This is a genomic window from Sphingopyxis sp. GW247-27LB, assembly GCF_002277025.1.
Classification (GTDB): Bacteria; Pseudomonadota; Alphaproteobacteria; order Sphingomonadales; family Sphingomonadaceae; genus Sphingopyxis.
In genome coordinates this window covers 699,212-719,400 of record NZ_NIWD01000009.1, presented here as the reverse complement: position 1 = coordinate 719,400, position 20,189 = coordinate 699,212, and the positions used below count along the sequence as shown (strand labels likewise).

Sequence of the window (20,189 nt, the reverse complement as noted above, 5' to 3'; positions counted from 1 at the left end):
CTGCCGGACGAGGTCCGTGGTCATTCGGCCGCGACCGGCGCCATGCGGTCGGCGCGCACCCGTGCCTGGCCGAGCGGCTGCAGTTCCGAGCGATGCTTCCACACCAGTTCCTTGTAACCGAGCGGGCGTCCGTCGTGCGCGGTGATCGTCACCGGGCCGATCGGCTGTTCGTCGCGCACGTCGACGAGCACCGGTGTCGAGGGCACGCCGGCGCCCCATTTCTCGCCCCACTGGCGCAGCGCGATCATCGCCGGGAGCAGCTCGATGCCCTTTTCGGTGAGCTGGTAATGCACCTTGCGCCGGTCCTCCGCCATCACCTCGCGCGCCATGATGCCATGATCGACCAGCCGCGACAGGCGGTTCGACAGGATGTTGCGCGCGATGCCGAGTTCCTGCTGAAATTCCTCGAAATGATGGACGCCATTGAAGGCGGCGCGAAGGATCATGAACGACCATCGCTCGCCCATCGCCTCGAGCGCGAGCGGCAGCGCGCAATTGCCGCCATAGAGGTCGTTCAGCGGTTCGCGTAATTTTTCCATGGGCCCAGCCCTAACCCATTATCCGCTTCAACGCCAAAAACTTTGTGATCGGCCGCTACGGCGCGGGCGGGCCGCGGGACGGACATCATCGCCAAGAGCCGGTCTTCCAATAGGCCCAGCTGATGGGTGCGCGTCAGATCCTCGGGCACCGATGCCCGGCTCGCCATTCCCTGCTCCGCCAGCATGGCCAGAAAATTCGCGAGATCGGTTTCGCGCGTCGTCGCGATGCCCAGGCCGTGCCGGGTGATGATGCGGCCGGAATCGGAATCGCCATTGGCCAGCGCGATGATCGGTCGGCCCGAACCGATATATTCGAACAGCTTGCCGGGCAGCAGCGTGTCCTCCCACGGATCGGTGCCGACCACCAGAACCGTCGCGTCGGCCTCCGCCTGTGCTCTCAGCGCCTCGGCGCGCGGGACCTTGCCGCGATCCGCGATCGCGAGCCCGGGGAATTCGGCGGCGAGCTGGCGCACGATCTCCGGCTCGGAACCATAGAAGTCGATGGAAACCTGGCAGTCCAGCCCCCGCGCCGCGCGCAGGAGCGGCTTCACGTCGCGCCGCTCGCCATAGAGGATGCCTGTATAGACCAGCCTCAGCCGCGAGGGCGCGCGGACATGGTGCCCGGCGGTCGCCGTGCTCCCGTCCACGCCGTTCGTCACGGTGAGGATCCTGTCCGAGAGATGCGGATAGGCTGTCCGGTAATAGCCGCTCATCCCTTCGCTGACCGAGACGATCAGGTCGGCCGACGACAGCATCCTCCGTTCATGTCCGGGCTCGAACGGCGCATAGAAGGGCGCGGTCCATCGATAGGGGTTATGGGCCCAGATGTCGCGATTGTCGGAGACGAAGAGCGCGCCGGCGCGCCGGGCGACGGCGCGGGCGGCACCGTGGACCGAAAAGGGCAGCGCGGTCGACACGATGGCGTCGGGCCGCAATCCCTCCCGCAGCAGACCGAAGGCGCGGCGCTTCATGGCGCGCGCGACCGACCCGTAGTGGTCGGGCCAGGAGAGGAGGCGCAGCGCGGTGCTCAGCCGCTGCGCGCCAACACTCCGCTCCGCCCTGAAGCTCGATTGCCGCGTCAGCCAGCGATCGGGCACATAATGGACGTCGAAACCGGTCATGTCGGCCGCGAAGGTCGCGGGCACCGCCGATGCGGCCCCGGCGACGACGGTCACCCGCCAGCCGCGGCGCGCGAAATGGCGCGCCATCGCGAGCGGCCGCGAGGCGCCGACCGCATTGGCGGGCGGAAACCAGTAGCTGAAGATCAGCAGGGTCTTCCCCGCCCCCGAAGGCATGGGTTCCCGCGCCTCGAACGGCAGCGACTCAAGAGCATCGGTCCCCATCGTCCGATCGCATTATCGCGCGCGCACGAAGCTTCCAACGACGTTTACCAAAGTTGCGGTGCGGGCGCGGATGCACGCAGTTAAGTTTCGCATTGCATTTACCGCGTGAGCGACGACATTGGAGGCGATGCTCAGGCAATATGAACTTGTCGAGCGCGTGCGCGCTTACGACCCCGACGTCGACGAGGCGTTGCTGAACCGCGCCTATGTCTTCACCGTCCAGAAGCACGGCAGCCAGAAGCGCGCCTCGGGCGACCCCTATTTCAGCCATCCGGTCGAGGTCGCGGGCATTTTGACCGACCTCCACCTCGACAGCGAGACGATCGTCACCGCGCTGCTCCACGACACGCTCGAGGACACGCTGACGACGCCCGACGAGATCGAGCGGCTGTTCGGCAGCGACGTCGGGCGGCTGGTCGATGGCGTCACCAAATTATCGAAGATCGAGGCGCAGACCGAGAACGAGCGCGCGGCGGAAAATCTGCGCAAGTTCCTGCTCGCCATGTCGGACGACATCCGGGTGCTGCTGGTGAAGCTCGCCGACCGGTTGCACAATATGCGAACGCTGCATTTCATCAAGAATCCCGACAAGCGCCGCCGCATCGCTAAGGAGACGATGGACATCTATGCCCCGCTCGCCGAGCGGATCGGCATGTACGAATATATGCGCGAGATGCAGCTCCTCGCCTTTCGCGAACTCGAACCCGAAGCCTATGCGACGATCACCGGCCGCCTCGCCAAGCTGACCGCCGGCGGCAAGGACAAGGTCGCCGCGATCAGCCGCGAGTTCAAGGAGTTGCTCGCGAAGAACGGCATCGAGGCCGAGGTCTCGGGGCGCGAGAAGCACCCCTATTCGATCTGGCGCAAGATGCAGGAGCGCCACGTCAGCTTCGAGCAGGTGACCGACATCATAGCGTTCCGCATCGTCACCCCGACCGACGCCGATTGCTACGCCGCGCTCGGCCTCATTCATCGCAAATGGAAAATGGTCCCCGGCCGCTTCAAGGATTATATCTCGACCCCGAAGCGCAACGGCTACAAGTCGCTCCACACGACGATCATGCACCAGCAGAATATGCGGATCGAGATCCAGATCCGCAGCCTCGGCATGCACCAGCAGTCCGAATTCGGGCTCGCGGCGCATTGGGCCTATAAACAGGGCGGCGCCGCGCCCGACGGGCAGGCGGGATGGATCCGCGATCTGATCGAGATCCTCGAACAGACGCACGACCCCGACGAGTTCCTCGAAAACACGCGGATCGCGATGTATCAGGACCGCATCTTCGCCTTCACCCCGAAGGGCAGCCTGCACCAGCTTCCCAAGGGCGCGACGCCGGTCGATTTCGCCTATGCGGTGCATACGGGGCTCGGCGACCGCACCGTCGGTGCCAAGGTCAACGGCCGTTTGGTGCCGCTGCGCACCCAACTCGCCAATGGCGACACGGTCGAGATATTGTCATCCGACAAGCAGACGCCGCAACCCGCCTGGCTCGGCTTCGCGGTCACCGGCAAGGCGCGCGCCGCGATCCGCCGCCATGTGCGCTCGAAGGAAAAGGTCGAGCTCGCCGCACTGGGCCGCAAGATGTACGACGAGATCGCGCGCCGCCTGCCCGGCAAGATCGGCGACAAGGCGCGTGCCGCGGCGATCGAGCGGCTGAAGCTCGAGGACGATACCGCGCTCTATGTCGCGATCGGCAAGCGGCAACTCGGCGACAATGCGGTGCTCGAGGCGCTGGTTCCCGGCATCACCGCCGAGATGAAATCGAAGCCCGGCAAGCTCAAGCAGGGCGCGGCGGTGTCGATCGAGGGGCTGACCCCCGGCGTCGCCTACAAGCTCGCCGATTGCTGCCACCCGGTGCCCGGCGACCGCATCGTCGGCCTCGCGCGCCCGGACGAAGGGATCGAGGTGCATGTCATCGACTGCCCCAGCCTCGCCGACGGGGTCGACGCCGATTGGATCGACCTGCGCTGGCAGGAGGACAGTGAAGGCGGCAATGCCCGTCTCTGCGTCGTCATCCTCAACGAACCGGGCACGCTCGCCGAAATGTCGGGCATCCTCGCCGCCAATTCGGCGAACATCACGAATTTGCGCCTGTCGAACCGCGAGGGCGATTTCCACACCTATGACGTCGTCGTCGAGGTGCGCGACGTCCACCATGTGATGCGTATCCTGTCGGCCCTGCGTGCGTCAGATCAGGTGGTTCAGGCGGAGCGGCTTTAGGCCGTCAGGTCAGTCGGGATATTTCATCGGCGGCCGCCAGCCGCTCTGATCGACCGCGTCGCTGACCTTGTAGACCAGCCCCTTGCTGTTCAGGAACAGCTTCTCCATTTCGGGCCGGGTGAAGGGGCGCGAGCCGACGCGGCCGAAGATCGCGATCTGCCCGCCCGTCTCGTCGACCGCGCGGTCACGGTCGAGCCCCTTCGACAGCGACAGCGCGGGCGCCGGGGTCTTCGCCCAGGCGATCAGCTCGGGCGTCGGCTTGGGGGAGAATCCATAGAGGCCCGGATTGTCGGGGCTGGTGAGCTGGAGCACCTTGATGCCGTTCCGCCCGTCGGCGACATAGGCGAAGAGCGAGGCGTTGGTCGTCGCGACGATCACATCCTCGGCATCGCTCATCGCGCCGCCGAAGGTCAGCGGCGGCCCGGCGACCGGCGCGGTCGGTCGCGTCACGTCGACGATGACCAGCCCGTCGCGCTTCGCCGCGACATACATATAGGTGCGCGCGAGATAGATTTTGCGCGCGTCGGCGAGCCGCACCGTCCCCGAGGGCACCGGCACCGGCTGGTCCATATGGGTGATGTCGAACAGCTTCACCCCCTCGGCATCGCTGACCCACAGATAGCGGAACTGCACCGCGCTCGCCCGCGCGTCGGTGAGCGGCAGGCGGGCGGTGATTTTCGGTTCGAGCGGGGTCGAGAGGTCGACGACGACGAGCCCGGTGTCGGCGGCGATATAGGCATAGTCGCCCGCGAGCGTGACGTGCCGCGCGCCCGCGAGCATATTGTCGGGGTTCCAGGTCAGCGCGCGGGTCAGCCTGTTGTTGCGGAACTCGCCGTCGGCGAGGGTGTCGATGTCGACGAGGATCATTCCCTCGACACTGTCGGTGATGACCGCGTAGCGGTAGAGGGGATGGAGCGCCTGCTCGTGGTTTTCCGGGAAATTCTTCCGGATATAGTCGTTGCGCGCCATGCTGATCGGCTGGGTGGTGCCGATCGCCATACAGGTCGCATTTGTCGTTTTGACATGCGTATCGTGCCCCAATGGCGAGAAAGGCGCGCGGACGATGCGTTCGGAGAAGCCCTTGTTGCCGATCGAGGCGACGTCGTAGACGCGGAAACCGCCCCGGCCCTCGGCGACGAACATATATTCGCCGCGCTGCTGGAGGCAGTTCACCCGCCCGCTCGTCCCCTGGACGATGTTGCGGAATTCCTCGAGCGCGTGGCTTTCGCCCGATCCCTTCTTGTCGAAGGTCTTGCCGCGCACCCAATTCTTGAGCTCGCGGCCATTCTGTTCGACGTGCAGCTTCCAGTAATCGGGATAGGCATAGCGCTGCAGATAGCTGCCGATCACCGCCTGCGGCTCGTCCCATTCGGTGACGCGCGTCGCCTGGAAGCCGTCCTCGAGCCCCGACCAGACATTGAGCCCGGCGAAGTTGACGAAATTGGTGCCCAGCAAGAGGAGCTGCGACATGACCGCATTATTGTCGTCGGCCGCCGACAGGTGGCAGTCGGTGCACTGCTTGGTTTCCTGGCGCCGCACCGTATGCGGGAAATGCGGCGCGAAGGCCTGGCTCGAAAAGCCCGCCGCCGAGATCGGCGGCTGCTGCACATAGATGCGCTCGCGGTTGATGTTGGTCGACGACAGGATCAGCGCCGAGGATGAGCGGATCGGCGCGATGATGCCGCGCGGATTGCCGTCGGCGTCGGGCTCGCCCGGCTTGGTGAGCATGTGCCGGCCGAGCTGGAACATCTCGTCGCGCGCCACCTGCGGGTTGTAGGTCGCGAAGTTGCGCGTCTCCTCCCCTTCGAAATGGTGCATGCTCGTCTTCCAGTTCGCCTCGATCGGCAAATGGCAGCCGCCGCAGCTCGTCGTCCACGAGAGGTGGCAGGTGAAGCAGGCCATGCGGTCGTCGCCGTGGGCGCGATCCTCGCGTCCGACCCCCGGCCCCCAGGCGAAGCTGCCGTCGTCGGCGCCCGAGCGCGACATCAGCTTGGCGCGCGCGGCCCGGGCGTTGAAATGCGGCCCCGGCGTCACCGCCTGCTTGACGAGGCTGACCTGCCATTCGAGCTTCGGGTCGACGATCGAGCGCTGGATGAGCCCGGTCACCTCGCCGTCGTCGCCGTACTGGAATTCGAAGCGCCGTCGCCCATCGGAGTTGCGCAGCAGCGCGAGGTTCGTCCCCTGCGGCCGCGCCGCGACGTTCGAGGTCAGAAGGTTCGGCAGCGCGTCAGCGGTGCCGTGACAATCCTTGCAGCCGATCTCGACCGCGTTCGCGACCTCGCCCTGGATATAGCCGTTGCCGTGCGCGTCCTGCGCGAAGTGGCAGTCGGCGCACTGCATCCCCTTTTCGGCATGGATATCCATCATATGGACCGTCTTGCCGGGGTTGAGCCCGGGCGGCACGAACTTGCCCTCGACCCCGGGCTTGCCCGGGTCGGCGCTCGCGAGGCAGAGGTCGCGCTGTTTCGCGTCGCTGTAGTGCGCGCAGCTCTTGCGCCATTTCTCGGGATCCTTGGGATCGACGATATGCGCGGTGTCGGTGCCGTAGGTCGCCATATTGCCTTCGGCGTCGAGCAGATTGCCGCTGCGGTCGCGCTTAAAGACGCCGCGGAAGTTCCAGCCGTGGCCGTGATAGTCGGCGAACTGCGTATCCTTGTTGCTGTCGTTGACGTCATAGACGTCGCGCAGGAATTCGACGTCGGACCACAGGCCCCGCGGGCTTGCCCCCTCGGGGTTGCGTTCGAGCGTCCGGTGGACCTCGGCCGCGGTCGGATAGCGCTGCTGCTTGTAGGTCTTCCGATACTCCTCGTCGCTCATCCCCGGCGGGCGCGGCGCCGTGTTCTCGGGCCCCGGCCAGAGCTGCGGCGCGTCCGATTCATAGTCCCACATCGTGTAGCCGAGGTAAGAGTTCAGGAAGATGTTCGGCTGGTGCATGTGGCAGTTCATGCACTGCGCGGTCGGGATCGCGCGAGTGAAGGCGTGGGTGATCGGGTGCCCCGATTCGCCGCGCGGCTTCGCCTGCGGCCCCGCCGCGGCCGCGGCGGGGTCGATCAGCGCGCCATGCCCCCCGGGCGAAGGCGCGTGCGCAGCGGCATCGGCATGTCCGCCGCCGTGCGCCGGATCATCGGGCATCCATTTTTTGCCCGCGATCGTCGGGTCGACCGTCGCGCTCTCGCCGTCGCGGCCATAGGGGGCGTAGGTCAGGCTGTGGCGCGGCTCGCGGTCGTTGGCATAGATGACATGGCAGCCCGCGCAGCCCGACTGGCGATAGTCGCCGGGCTGATCGTTGGTCCCCATGAACCACATATAGGGGTCGTTGAGGCGCGTCTTGTGGAGGTTGAGCACCGCGATCGCGACGCGCAAGCCCGTGCCCGGACCACGGTTCGACTGCTTGAGGTCGGGACGCCCCGGCTCCTCGAGCCGCTGGATGCTCCCGGTCGGGTTGGGCAGCCCGATCTCGGGGAATTGCGTGTTGATGTTGCGCCCGCCGCGCTCGAAGACGCGGAACACGTCGCTGGGCGGCATCACGCTCCAGCGCGGCAGCGGATAGAGCCGCGCGAGCGCGCCGCGCTTCGTCTCGCTGTCGGTCAAGATCTTGTCGGACGGGAAACTGGGCTTGCAGGCCTGCTTATATTCCTCGGCCGTCAGGCGCGACGAAGGTGACAGCACGCACGCCGCCTCGCCGGTGCGCGTATAGGCCTCGCCGAAGATCGAGTTCTTGAAGGGGACGATGCCGTTGTTGTAGGCGCCGCCCGCCCAGAACATCGCCGCGGTCGACATCAGCGAGCGCTCGGCCGCCTCGATGATCTCGAGGTGGCAGGCGCCGCAGGCCTCGCGCGCAACGCGATAGTCGCTGGGGTTGACGAAGCGGATATATTCGGGCGCTTCCTTGTTGAGCAATGTATAGCTGCGCTTGGGGTTCGCCGAGGTGTCACCCCACGCGCCGGGCAGCGTCGGCTGCGGGTGCGCGCGCTGCATCACCGCCTTGTTGTGCGGGTCGTCGTAGCCGAGCTTCGGGTCGCCGACCTCGCGCGCGTCGCCGCCGTGGCAGTCGGTGCAGCCGAGGCGCACCGCGGGGGTCGCGTGCATCGTCGGCCGGTCGGTGCGGACGTGGCAGCTATAGCAGCCTTGCGACTTCGCCATCATCTCCGCTTCGCTCTGCTCGCGCGGCGCGGGCGGGGTGAAGCGATAGTCGACCTTGACCGGCTTTTCCTCCTCCGACGCGCGAACGATCTGCGCGCCGAAGGCGAGCGACATCGCGAGAAAGGCGAAAAGGGCGAGGAGCTTGCGCGGCATCGGCTAGAAACTCACGATCAGATTGGCGAGAATCGACACATAAATGTCGTCGCGCTGCTTATTCTCGAACAAATCCTTGAACCCCGCACCGGGAACGAGGACCGCGGCGCTCAACCGCCCGACGATATTCTGCGTCGCCTTGGGCCGCCAGATGCCGGCCAGCGACAGGTCCCAGCCGATATCCCTGGGGATCGAGCCTTCGCTGCGCAGCACCTGCAGGCTCGATGTGTTCTCGAACCACAGATGGTTGGCATTGGCGCTGACGCGCACCTGGGGCGACAGGTCGAAATCGGCGCCCGCGCCGAGGAGGATGGTGCCGGGGTTGTTGAAGTTCGACTGCCCCTCCTCCTTCGACGAGCGCAGCGAGTTCAGGATGCCGTTGCGGCCGTTGATCGAGATAACGCGCCCGCCGCCCGCGAAGGGGATGGTCTGGCGGATCCAGTAGCTGGTGTCGGCGCCCGCGAAGATCGGATTTTCGAAGATCGCGTCGAAGCCGCCCTCGGTGTCGTTATAGGGATCGCCGTCGCCGGTCGCGTAGAGCGCCGAGAGGCGAAAGCGCATCCAGTCCTGATCGTAGCTGAGTTCGGCGGCGCCGAAGCCGGCGCGGATCTTCGCGGGCTCGCTGGTGAAGAAGCTGTTCCGGTCCTCGCCGAGCGCGGCATAGAAGCTCGCGGTCAAATTGAGCCGGCCGATCCGTCCGTCGGCGCTGTAGCCGAGATAGACGACGTCATAATCGCGCCCGCGCAGATCGCCGAGCAGCGCCGGCCGCACCGGGAAACCGTTGTGGTCGATCTGGACGTCGCTCTTTTCGCGGTTGATGTTCCACGTCGCGCTGACCTGGCTGGTCAGGCCGACGAAGGGGAAGTCCTGGCGATAGACATTGGCGGTCAGGATGAAATCGTCGCGCGGGGTCTGCGTGATGTCGTTGAGCCCGCTGTTGGTGTCCTTTTCGAGCCGCCAGAAGGCCGCGAGATTATATTGGAAGCGGTTGTTGTCGCGATTGCCGAAATAGCGGATGCCGAGCTGGCTGTCGTTGAACAGGAAGCCGCGGAAATCGCTCTGGAACGGCTGGATGCCGATGCGGATCGAGTGGAAGTCGTAGCGGTCGCTGTCATTGCCGAGATGCTTGTCGATGAAGGCTTCCTGCACGCCGATGAAATGGTCGAAGCGGTGGCTCTTCTTCGACGGGCGCACGTCGAGCACGCGCCGTTCGGGCACGTCGACATAGTTGGCGTTGTAGGCGAGCGTCAGGCGATATTCGACGTCGGGCGGCTTGAAGGCGGTCGAGCCCTTGATCAGCGCGAAGCCGCCGATGAAGGTCTGCGACGCGACGAAGCTGCGGTTCTTGCCGAACACGTCGAGGCTGCCGGGGCGCGCCGTCGTCTGGACGCCGTTGGGGATCGGGAAGGTGCGCGGTTCGAACACGCTGTCCGAGATCAGATTGGCGACGAAGAACCAGTCGTCGCCCTTGATCGGCAGCCACGGCACCTTGCTGCGGTCGATCGGGCGATCCCCTTTGAGGGTATTCTGGTGATAGGGGTCGAACCAGCGTTCCTTGACCACCCCCAGCGTTTCGATCAGCCGCCAGCGGTCGGGGATGGGAAGCTGATCCTCGATCCCCGGAAAGGCCTGTGGCGGCGGCGGCCGAAGCGCGCCTTCATTGTCCTGGGTCAGCCGGTCGGGAAGATCGGGGTTGTAGCCGGGCCGGCGGCGGCCATCGAGTATCTGGGTGACGAGGTCGTCGCCCATCATCTCGCGCCAGTCGACCGGCGGTGGCGGCGGGGTCAGCTCGTCGAGCGAGGGCTCGGCGGGCGCGGGCTGTTCGGCGGCCGGTTGCCCGGCCGCGGGCGGCGCGGCGGGCGCGGGCGCGTCGCCCGGCGCTCCTTGCGCCGCGAGGCTGGCGATCAGCGGCCAAAGGCTCCCCCCCGCCATCATCGCCTAGAGCCCGTCGCAGACATTTTGCTGCGCCGTGTCGAGGAAGGGCGCGAAGGGGCAGCTGATGTAGCGCAGCCGCACCGTCGCCCCGTCCGCCAGCCGCACGACGATGCGGTCGGCGCGCATGTCCACCGGCGCGTTGCCGAACGCCCCCGTCCGCGCGCCGCCGTTGTGCGCACCCAAAAAGCTGATCATGTCGTCCTGGTCGATACCGTCACCCGACACGCCGATGCCGCCGACGAGGCGGTTGCCGCGATAGAGCGGCACCGAGCCCGGAAAAATCTGGATGCCGTTCTGCAGCCGGTTGTGCCCCGGCGCGACGTCGGGCAGCGTCGTGCACCGCTGCGGCGTGTCGATGGCGCTGGCGCCCGAAACATAGGCGAGATGCTGGCCGAGATTGCCGATGATCAGCGCCGACTGCAGCCCGGTCGAGAAGGGATTGAACTGGTCGATCGGGCGCGACAGCGGGCCGTGCGGCCGCCCGAGCTCGCCATCGGGGAAATAGGGACGCGACAGATTGCCGCCCGAGCGGTCGGCGAAGGCATAGGTGCCGGTCAGCGCCGAAGGATCGTTCAGGAAGCTGCGCAGCGCGGGGACGAACTGGCGGATATCGGCGCTGGTGTTGGCGCTGAGCTCGGCGCCCGCCTGCGTGTTCGAGAAGAAGGTCGCGGTGCGCGCCTTCTGCAAGGACACGTCGGTGCCGAAGATCGGCGCGTCGGGCGAACGGACGATGCCGAGGATCTCGCCATTGGTGTCGACGACGCTGATCGACACCTGCGCGCGGCTGTCGAGCGGGCGGCGGATCTGCGCGCGCGCGCGGCTCATCACCGCGAAGGCTTCCTCGAGCAGCGCGCGCACCTCGGCGGCGGTCAGCGGCGCGCTGTTCGACGCGCCGTCGGTGCCGGCGCGGATCGGGTAGCGGTTCGCGCCGCTGCCGTTGGTCAGGACGAAGGCGTCGCGGTTCGAAAACTCGCCCGCCGTCGAGGCGCGGATGCCCGACGCCTCGCTGCCATAAGCGGTTCCCGCGATCACCGCGGCACTCGCATAGCCGGTGACCGCGATCAGGCTGCCCGCGCTGCCGTTGACGCTCGCGAAGCTCGCGCCGCCGCCGGTCATCAGCCCCGCGTAGGTCGCGTCAGAAAAGCGCAGGCTCGTCCCGTCGACGGTGATCTTGTCGGCGGTGATGCCCGCGGGCGCCTCGAAGCCGCGCGTTCCCGCGAGCGCGATAAATTCCTCGGCGTCGTTATCGATGTCGAGCGTGTCGGGGTCGCTGCCGTAATCGCCGTCGCCCATCACCCCGATGCCGCCGACGAGCACGCCATTCTTGTAGAGCGGCAGCCCGCCCGGGTCGGCGGCGAGGCCGAGCGGCGAACGCTTCGGCCCGATCAGCGCCGCACCGCCCGCGGCGCCGAAGCGCGACGAGAAATCGCTGCACGGAAGCTGGCTGAACTGCACCCCGAACAGCGGCCCGCTTTCGAGCCCGAGCGTCGTCGGCGCGGGCGGGAAATGCTGCTGGACGATCTGGCTCGCGGTGCGGGTCGAAAAGGCGTTGCCGCCGCTCGAGAGGTACGCGCCGGTGATCGCCTTGGCGATCGCGCCGGCTTCGGCGGGGAAGGGGACGTTCTGCGCGTCGATATCGTCGCCGTTCGGCGCCGCCGAGGTCGTCGCGGTCGCGCGCGCGCCGGTCATGCGGAAAACGGCAAGGACGTTGCCGACGCGGTCGGTCACCGCGATCATCGACGGCAGGCTGCGCGCCTGCGCCTCGGCGACGGCGTTCGCGAGGATCTGCTGCACCTCGGCGATGCTCAGCGCCTGGGCGGCGGGCGGAGTGTAGAGCCCGCCGGTGGGGGTCGGAGTGGGCGTCGGCGTGGGGCTCGGCGTCGGCGTGGTGCCGCCACCCCCGCCTCCGCCGCCGCACGAGGCGAGGAACAGCGCGCCGAGCGCGGCAAAGGCGGCCGAGCGAAAGAGGGCGGAGCGGGTTCGCATGATCCTCACCGCAGTGCCTGGATCGCGCGTACCGCGCTGCCGAGCGCGGCCTGAAAATCGGCGGGCCGATAGGAATTGGGGTCCTTGACCGCCGCATAGGCGCGGTCGATGTCGGCGCGGATGCCCGCGGCGGCGCCGACGGTCACCCGCCCCGACGACACCATCGCGCCGAGCAAGGTGTCGACCCCCATCACCGCCTGCGACGATCCGGCATAGTCGGTGAGGCGGTCGCCCACCGTCTTCGCCGCGATCGCATCGACGAGCGCGAAGGCGTCGGTGCCCGAAAAGCCGCGCGACGCGAACGCGGCCTTGAGCGCCGCGACCGTCTGCGCAAGCTCGGCCGCCGCCGCGACCGCGCTCGGCCGGTCGGTGGCGATGGCGCGGTGGAAAGCCGCGCTGCGCGCGCCAAGCTGCTCGGCGAGCGCCGGCGAGGCGAGGCGCGCCGCCGCCGACAGCATGATCAGATTTTCGTCATTATAGGGCGGCATTCCCTCGGGGATGCCCGGGCGCCCCGGATTGTCGAGGCTCGTCTTCACCGGCTTCGCCTGGTCGTAGATGCGGCGATGGCAGCTGTGGCAGTCGAGGAAGAAGAATTCGGGGAACATCCCCTCGGTCCCGCGCTTCGACTGGAAGAGCGCGAGGCTGCGTTCGAGCGCGGTCGCCTGTCCGACTGCCCACATCTGGACATGGTCGGTGCGCCCGCCCGCGCCGCCGAACTTGCGCCAGCCATAATCGGCGTCCTCCTGATGATGCGCCTGCAGCGCCGAGAAGAGGTCGAGTTCGAACGAAATGCGCGGATGCCCCGCCGCCATGATGCGGTGGGTGACGAACTGCCCCTCGCCCGCCGACCCGAAATGGCAGTCGACGCACACGCCCGCGCGCACCACCGGATCCTCGAGCTTGCGCAGGCCCGCGCGCAGGTTCGCGAGATGCTTTTCGCGCATTTCGGCACCGGGATCGGCGTTCGCCCCCACCCCGGCATAATGGCTGGCGATCCAGCCGCCCGCCGGGCCGTGGCACGATTCGCAGCTCACCCCGTCCTCGAGCGGCGCGGTGCCGCGGCTCGCCGCCGCGTCGCTGTGGCAGCCGAGGCACATCGTGGCTCGGCTCGGGTCGCCGATGCCGAGATTACGCGCGATGAACTGGCTGCGGCTGTTCCCGAGCACCGCCCAGGCGCGGCTGTGCGCGCCGCCGGGGGTCGAGGGCTCCTGCCATTTCATCAGCTCGTCCTGGCGGACGACGGTGCCGTCGCCTTCCATCCGGCCGTGGCAGGTCGATCCGGCGCACGAAGCGACGCCGAGGAAGCGCCCGCCGCTCTCGCCCTGCGAGCGCGCCGGCGGTGCCGCGACGACGGCCGCGAGCGCGAGCGCCGCGAGCATCAGCACGAAGCCCGCCAACGCCGCCCAAGGCCGATCGCCGCGCCCCTTTCCAGCGTGCGTCGTCATCCGCAACAGTCCCCTTTCCTCACCCGGCGCTTTTGCCCCTGGGCGCTCCCTACACTACCCCGAACGCCAGCATCGCGTCGGCCACTTTCTTGAAGCCCGCGATATTCGCGCCCTTCACATAATCGACATAGCCATTGCCCTGGTCGCCATAGGTCAGGCAGCGCGCATGGATGCCCGCCATGATGTCTTTCAGCATCTGTTGCAACTCGCCCTCGCTCCAGCTTCGCCGCTCGCTGTTCTGGCTCATTTCGAGGCCCGACACGGCGACACCCCCGGCATTGGCGGCCTTGCCCGGCGCATACATCAGCTTCGCGTCGCGGAAGACATGGACGCCCGCGAGGTCGGTCGGCATGTTCGCGCCCTCGCTGACCGCGATGCAGCCGTTCTTGACCAGCGTCTTCGCATCCTCGCCGGTGAGCTCGTTCTGCGTCGCGCAGGGCAACGCGACGTCGCATTTGACACCCCACGGCGTCTTGCCGGGGATGAAGGTCGCCGACTTATATTCGCCGACATAATCCTCGATCCGCCCGCGCCGATGCGTCTTGTGCGCCTTCACCCAATCGATCTTTTCCTGGGTGATGCCGTCGGGGTCGTGGATGAAGCCGCCCGAATCAGACAGGGTGAGCACCTTGCCGCCCAATTGGACGATCTTTTCGGCCGCGTGGGTCGCGACATTGCCCGAGCCCGAGATCACGGCGGTCTTGCCGACGAGGTCCTGATCCTTCGCCGCGAGCATGTTGGCGAGGAAGTATACCGCGCCATAGCCCGTCGCCTCGGTGCGGATCAGCGACCCGCCCCATTCGAGTCCCTTGCCGGTGAGCACCCCCGTGAACTCGCCCGTGATCCGCTTGTACTGGCCGAACATATAGCCGATCTCGCGCCCGCCGACCCCGATGTCGCCCGCGGGCACGTCGACGTCGGCGCCGATGTGGCGATAGAGTTCGGTCATGAAGCTCTGGCAGAAGCGCATGATCTCGCGCACGCTCTTGCCCTTGGGGTTGAAGTTCGACCCGCCCTTGCCGCCGCCCATCGGCAGGCCGGTCAGCGCATTCTTGAAGGTCTGCTCGAACGCCAGGAATTTGAGCACGCTCTCGGTGACGCTCGGGTGGAAGCGGATACCGCCCTTATAGGGGCCGATCGCATTGTTGTTCTGGACGCGCCAGCCGCGCTGGACCCGGATATGGCCATTGTCGTCCTCCCAGCAGACGCGGAACGACACGACCCGGTCGGGCTCGGCGATGCGCCGCAATATCTGCTGCGAATGATAATCTTCCTTGTCGGCGATAAAGTCGAAAATATCCTCGGCGACTTCCTGCACCGCCTGCACGAACTCATTCTGGCCGGGGTTGCGTTTCTTCACCCCTTCCATGAACGTCGGAAAATCGACGTGATCCGAAACTGCCATTGCACCCTCCCCCTCGTTCAGACCGGGAAAATTGGTGCGACCCCCATGTTTTGACGAAATTGTCGTTGACCGACCTTGCCCGACAAAGGCTACACCATCGCGGAGCAAAGGCAAGATGGCAGCGAGAGGGCCGTCACCTTTTTCACGCGCGACGCGGAGGGGCAAAAATGAGCGAGACCAAAGGCCTGTCAGGTACCAACCGCGCGATATTGATCGCGGCCTTCGTGCTGCTGCTCGCCGCTGTGGGCTATGCGCTGTGGCGCGATTCGGATGCCCCGGCGCCCGCTTCCCCGGCCGCCGCCGCCGCGCCGGGGGACGAGCTTACCGCGCTCGAAGAACGGACGCGGCGCGAGCCGCAGAGCGCCGAGGCGTGGACGATGCTCGGCGCCGCGCGCTTCGACATGGGCGATTTCGCCGGCGCGGCCACGGCTTATGAAAAGGCGGTGGCGCTCGCCCCCGAAAGTGCCGCGATCTGGTCGGCGCTCGGCGAGGCGCGCGTGATGGCGAGCGAGCGCGACCCGATGCCGCCCGCCGCGCGCGAAGCCTTCGACAAGGCGATCGCCATCGACGCGAAGGACCCGCGCGCGCGCTATTTCATGGCGGTGAAAAAGGATCTCGCGGGCGATCACAAGGGCGCGATCGACGACTGGTTCGCGCTGCTCGCCGACACGCCGCAGGGCGCCCCGTGGGAGGCCGACCTTCGCCGCACGATCGAACAGGTCGGCGCGATCCACAAGATCGACGTCGCATCGCGGCTCGCGCAAACGCAGGCGCGGCCGCTGACCCCCGCCGAGATGCCCGTCGCCGCGCGCGCAATCCCCGGCCCGAGCCGCGCCGAGATGGAGGCGGCGTCACAGCTTCCCAAGGGCCAGCAGGATGCGATGATCGCGGGCATGGTCGACGGGCTGGAGACGAAGCTGAGGGCCAATCCCGCCGACGTCGACCGCTGGATCATGCTGATGCGCAGCCGCATGACGCTGGGCGAGACCGCCAAGGCGGCGCAGGCGCTGAAGGACGCGATCGCCGCCAATCCGGGCGCCGCGAGCCGGCTCAAGGCGCAGGCCGAAATGCTGGGCGTGCCGGGGGCGTAGCATCGAGAGGCGGAGGGGGGCGGATGTTCACATCCTCCCCACTTGTGGGGAGGTGGCAGCGCGAAGCGCTGACGGAGGGGGTTCGCGTCCTTACGCGACGCCGTTTCAGGCCGCCCGCCCCCTCCACCGCCTTCGGCGGTCCCCCTCCCCGCAAAGCGGGGAGGATTTCATTGTCGGCCCTCGTCCAAACCCGCCATCCGACGGTGAGGATTAGGATTCGCGCAGAGGCGCGACAATATATGCTTTAATATTATTTATCCCGGTGATAGCCGATCGCTCGAACCCTTTCGCTTCACCCGGATCGACGATGACTCAACCCATTTCCATCGCCATCGCCGGCGTCGGCAAGATCGCCCGGGATCAGCATGTCCCGACGATCGCCGCCGACCCGAATTTCCGCCTCGCCGCCACCCTGTCGCGCCACAACGCGCTCGATGGCGTTCCCGCCTTCACCAGCCTCGCCGACCTCCACCGAGCGCTGCCCGACCTTCAGGCCATCGCGATCTGCACGCCGCCGCGCGGCCGGCTCGAGCTGGTGCGCGAGGCGATCGCGCTCGGCCTCGACGTGATGCTGGAAAAGCCCCCGGCGGCGAGCCTGAGCGAGGCGGAAGCACTGGTGGCCGCGGCGGCGGCGAGCGGCAGCGTGCTGCACATCACCTGGCATTCGCGCGAAGCCGCCGCGGTCGAGCCTGCGCGCGCGTGGCTCGCCGGACGCGCGATCCGCCGCGTCGCCATCGACTGGAAAGAAGACGTGCGCGTGTGGCATCCGGGGCAGGAGTGGATCTGGGAGCCGGGCATCGGAGTGTTCGACCCCGGCATCAACGCGCTGTCGGTCGTGACCCGGCTGCTGCCGGGCGCCTTGCTGCTCGACCGGGCCCGCTTGCGCTTTCCCGCCAACAAGGCCGCGCCGATCGCGGCCGACCTGTCGCTGCGCAGCGACGACGGCGCGCCGGTTGCCGTCGCGTTCGATTTCGACCAGCGCGGGCCGCAAAGCTGGGACATCGTCATCGAGACCGATCGCGGAACGCTGGCGTTGGGCGAAGGCGCGTCGAAGATGGCGGTCGACGGCGCCCCCGTCGCGGTGCCCGATGTCCCCGAATATGCCCGGCTCTACCAGCGCTTCGCCGAGCTGGTCGCCGCGCGCGAAAGCGACACCGATCTGTCGCCCTTCCGGCTCGTCGCCGACGCCTTTCTGCTCGGCGAGCGCGAAACGGTCGGCGCGTTCGACTGGAACGGATGATCGGGCGGGCTATGGCCGAAATCCGCATCGTAGAGCGCGCGCGACGCGACCGGCTGGGCGAAGGCCTGCTGTGGTCGGATCGCGAGCAGGCGGTCTATTGGACCGATATTCTGGAGCGCCGCGTCAATCGCCTGACGCTGATCGGCGGGCGGATCGACAGCTGGGAAGTGCCGCAGACGATCGGCTGGGTGATCGAACGGCAGGGCGCGCCCGGCCTGATCGCCGGCCACGGCCGCGAGATCGTGCGGCTGACGCTCGACCCGCTGGCGATCGAGACCATCGCCGCACCCGAACCCGACCGCGACGGCAATCGCATGAACGACGCCAAGGCCGACGCGCTGGGGCGGATCTGGGCGGGCACGATGCCCGTCACCTGCGATCGCCCGAGCGGCGCTTTCTACCGGCTCGACCCCGACGGCCGCATCGCGCGGGTCGACGGGCCCTATACCATCGCCAACGGCCCGGCGATCGCGCCGGGCGGCGACATGCTGCTGCACACCGACACGGCGCTCGGCACGATCTTCCGCTTCGCCATCCGCGACGACGGCTCGCTGGGGCCGCGCGAGCCGTTCATCACCTTCGAAAAGAATTGGGGATCGCCCGACGGCATGACCTTCGATGCCGAGGGCGGGCTGTGGGTGGCTTGCTGGGGCGGATCGGGCGTGATGCGCTTCGACCCCCTGGGCAAGCCCGAGCGCCGGATCGCCCTGCCCGCCTCGCAGATCACCAATATGGTCTTTGCCGGCGCGGACCTCGACCGCATGTTCGTGACCTCCGCCGCCGACGGGGTCGAGCGGGCCGAGCCCGACGCGGGCGCGCTGTTCGAGGTCGATCCGGGCTGCCGGGGACTACCGGCCGGACGCTACGCGGGCTGACCGGCGATCGGGGCGCGTCAGCTTGAGACGAAATCGCGCGCCGCCGCGCCCATCTCCGCAGTGCGGGCGCCAGGCTTGCAGAGCGCCGAATCCGGCCGCCCCTGCGGCCGCCCACGGCCCACGCCGGCGCCTCATAGCTTCGTCAGGCGCAGCGCGATCCACGGCTTGCCGGGAAGCTTCACCGTCGGCCGCGCGGGGTCATGGACATCATACTCATTCTTGCGCGCCATGGTGAAGACGCCCTCGACCGGCGTCACCGTCATGTCCCATGTGTCGAGAATCTCGGCGCGATAGCGTTGCAGCGCCGCCTCGCCCCGGCCGGGGAGCACGACGGCCCATTCCTCGGGCGCCTCGGCGCCGAAATATTTGAGATAATATTCGTTTTGCTTGCCGCCGAGATGATAGTTCCACCAGGGCTGGATCGGCTCGATGCCCGGCACCGGCCCCTCCTCCATCACCTGGCGCAGGAAAGCGAGCCGCGGCGCGCTGGTGCCGACCAGCGTTCCGCCCTGCCCGAGCCACGAGAAATCGGCGTTGCGGTTCGGATCGAAGGTCTCGCTGTGGCCCACATACGTGCCGCCGATCAGCCCCCACCAGAAGCGCTGGACCATGTCCTCGCCGCTGAGATTGCCCCAGCGTTTCGGCGAATTGCCCTCATAGACCACCTCGTCGAAGATCACCGGCTTCAGCGTCATCGCGCGGTGCAGCTCGGCGCGCAGATCGTCGAGCACCGCGGCGCCGTTCTGGACGCTCGCATGGGTGATCCACGGCTTGCGATGGTCGTAATAGATGTTGATCTGGTGGATCGAGCGCAGCCGGTCGTGCGGATCGGCGGCGACGAGCGTTTCGAACAGATGATCCCAATCGGCGATCGTCTTGGTTTCGATATTGTCATACTCGTTCGCCATCGACCACCAGAGGTTGCGATAGGCGCCCCAGCGCGCGGCGACGTAGCGCAGATAGCGCTCGTCGTCGGCGCGTTTCATGTCGTTGTAGCCGCGTTTCTCGTCATAGGGGTGGAAGAGGATGACGTCGGCCTCGATCCCCAGCGCGCCGAGGCGCTGGATGCGATCCTCGTAGCGGCGGAAATAGGCGGGATCGAACCGCGCCGGGTCCCAGTCGCGCGGCCCGCTGCCGGTGCGGACGAAGGGGTTGGTCGCGACCGATTCGACATTGGGGAACACCAGCATCCGCATCTTGTTGAAGGGCGCGGCGGCGAGCGTCTTCAGCGTCAGGGCGCATTTGGCGTCCGACTGCAGCGCCCAGCTATAGCAGGTGGTGCCGATCTGGCGGAACGGCGTGCCGTCGGCATAGGCGAAGTGATAGCCGTCCTTCGTCACCCGCACCGGCCCATGATTGCCCTTGGCCGGCGCGATCGCGGCGAAGCTGCCGCTCCGGCCTTGCAGAGCCGGCGCATTGCTTTCGACCTGCCACCGCCATTCGCCGAGGTCGGGCGGGCTGAAGCGGATGCGGTAGACGCCGTCGCCGTCGTAGAAGCCGGGGACGCGCACGCGCTTTCCGGCGCTTTCGAAGGTCGCGGCCAGCGTCACGTCGACGAACGGATTGCCCACGCGGGGGCCGTCGAGGGCGATCTCGTAGACGCCCCAGCGCTCGACGCGGCGCGGCGGCGCGGCGGACCCGGCGGCGACGAGCGGCGTCGCGACGGTGCCGGCGCCCACCGCAACCGCGTGCGCGAGAATCCTGCGGCGCGAAATCGTCACTCAAATCTCTCCCCGTCTGCTTCAATCGTCACGCAGATGCTTGCTGTTGCCTTCGGTCGCGGCTAGACCGTCAATAATACTATCATATGTCC

General features: G+C 67.5%; 12 protein-coding genes. 4 read left to right on the top strand and 8 right to left on the bottom strand.

Annotation, left to right across the window (positions count from 1 at the left end; all coding sequences use genetic code 11):
• Nucleotides 1-20: 20 nt before the first annotated feature.
• On the bottom strand, nt 21-539 hold the full coding sequence (locus CD928_RS15760) for a helix-turn-helix domain-containing protein (RefSeq protein ID WP_095388007.1): 519 nt from the start codon (nt 537-539) through the stop codon (nt 21-23).
• On the bottom strand, nt 515-1,882 hold the full coding sequence (locus CD928_RS15755; RefSeq protein WP_095388006.1) for a glycosyltransferase: 1,368 nt from the start codon (nt 1,880-1,882) through the stop codon (nt 515-517). The genes CD928_RS15760 and CD928_RS15755 overlap by 25 nt, the downstream gene beginning before the upstream one ends.
• 127 nt (nt 1,883-2,009) lie before the next feature.
• Here CD928_RS15755 and CD928_RS15750 point away from each other — a divergent pair, with 127 nt between their 5' ends.
• A complete protein-coding gene (locus CD928_RS15750; RefSeq protein ID WP_095388101.1) occupies nt 2,010-4,103 on the top strand; it encodes a bifunctional (p)ppGpp synthetase/guanosine-3',5'-bis(diphosphate) 3'-pyrophosphohydrolase in 2,094 nt (697 codons plus the stop codon).
• Between the two features lie 9 nt (nt 4,104-4,112).
• On the opposite strand, the gene CD928_RS15745 is transcribed toward CD928_RS15750, so the two are convergent.
• The 5 genes from CD928_RS15745 to gdhA are packed head-to-tail and all read right to left on the bottom strand — an operon-like array spanning nt 4,113 to nt 15,170.
• Complete coding sequence (locus CD928_RS15745; RefSeq protein WP_095388005.1) at nt 4,113-8,399, bottom strand: hypothetical protein; 4,287 nt, start codon at nt 8,397-8,399, stop codon at nt 4,113-4,115.
• Nucleotides 8,400-8,402: 3 nt separating this feature from the next.
• Entirely contained in the window at nt 8,403-10,334 is a 1,932-nt protein-coding gene (locus tag CD928_RS15740) for a hypothetical protein (RefSeq protein WP_176473604.1), read from the bottom strand.
• A gap of 3 nt (nt 10,335-10,337) precedes the next feature.
• Entirely contained in the window at nt 10,338-12,320 is a 1,983-nt protein-coding gene (locus tag CD928_RS15735; RefSeq protein WP_095388004.1) for a heme-binding protein, read from the bottom strand.
• Between the two features lie 5 nt (nt 12,321-12,325).
• Entirely contained in the window at nt 12,326-13,765 is a 1,440-nt protein-coding gene (locus CD928_RS15730; RefSeq protein ID WP_095388003.1) for a multiheme c-type cytochrome, read from the bottom strand.
• Nucleotides 13,766-13,814: 49 nt separating this feature from the next.
• Nucleotides 13,815-15,170 carry an NADP-specific glutamate dehydrogenase gene (gene gdhA, locus CD928_RS15725; protein WP_095388002.1) on the bottom strand — a complete coding sequence of 452 codons (1,356 nt, stop codon included), beginning with the start codon at nt 15,168-15,170 and terminating at the stop codon, nt 13,815-13,817.
• 167 nt (nt 15,171-15,337) lie between these two features.
• Here gdhA and CD928_RS15720 point away from each other — a divergent pair, with 167 nt between their 5' ends.
• From CD928_RS15720 to CD928_RS15710, 3 genes are all read left to right on the top strand, one after another.
• A complete protein-coding gene (locus CD928_RS15720) occupies nt 15,338-16,261 on the top strand; it encodes a tetratricopeptide repeat protein (RefSeq protein WP_176473603.1) in 924 nt (307 codons plus the stop codon).
• Nucleotides 16,262-16,568: 307 nt separating this feature from the next.
• The gene (locus CD928_RS15715; RefSeq protein ID WP_095388001.1) at nt 16,569-17,501 is read left to right on the top strand and encodes a Gfo/Idh/MocA family protein; all 933 of its coding nucleotides are present in this window, start codon (nt 16,569-16,571) and stop codon (nt 17,499-17,501) included.
• A gap of 11 nt (nt 17,502-17,512) precedes the next feature.
• On the top strand, nt 17,513-18,376 hold the full coding sequence (locus tag CD928_RS15710; RefSeq protein WP_095388000.1) for an SMP-30/gluconolactonase/LRE family protein: 864 nt from the start codon (nt 17,513-17,515) through the stop codon (nt 18,374-18,376).
• Nucleotides 18,377-18,507: 131 nt separating this feature from the next.
• On the opposite strand, the gene CD928_RS15705 is transcribed toward CD928_RS15710, so the two are convergent.
• Nucleotides 18,508-20,097, bottom strand: coding sequence for a DUF5060 domain-containing protein (locus tag CD928_RS15705; RefSeq protein WP_095387999.1), 1,590 nt, complete (start codon nt 20,095-20,097; stop codon nt 18,508-18,510).
• Between the last annotated feature and the right edge of the window lie 92 nt (nt 20,098-20,189).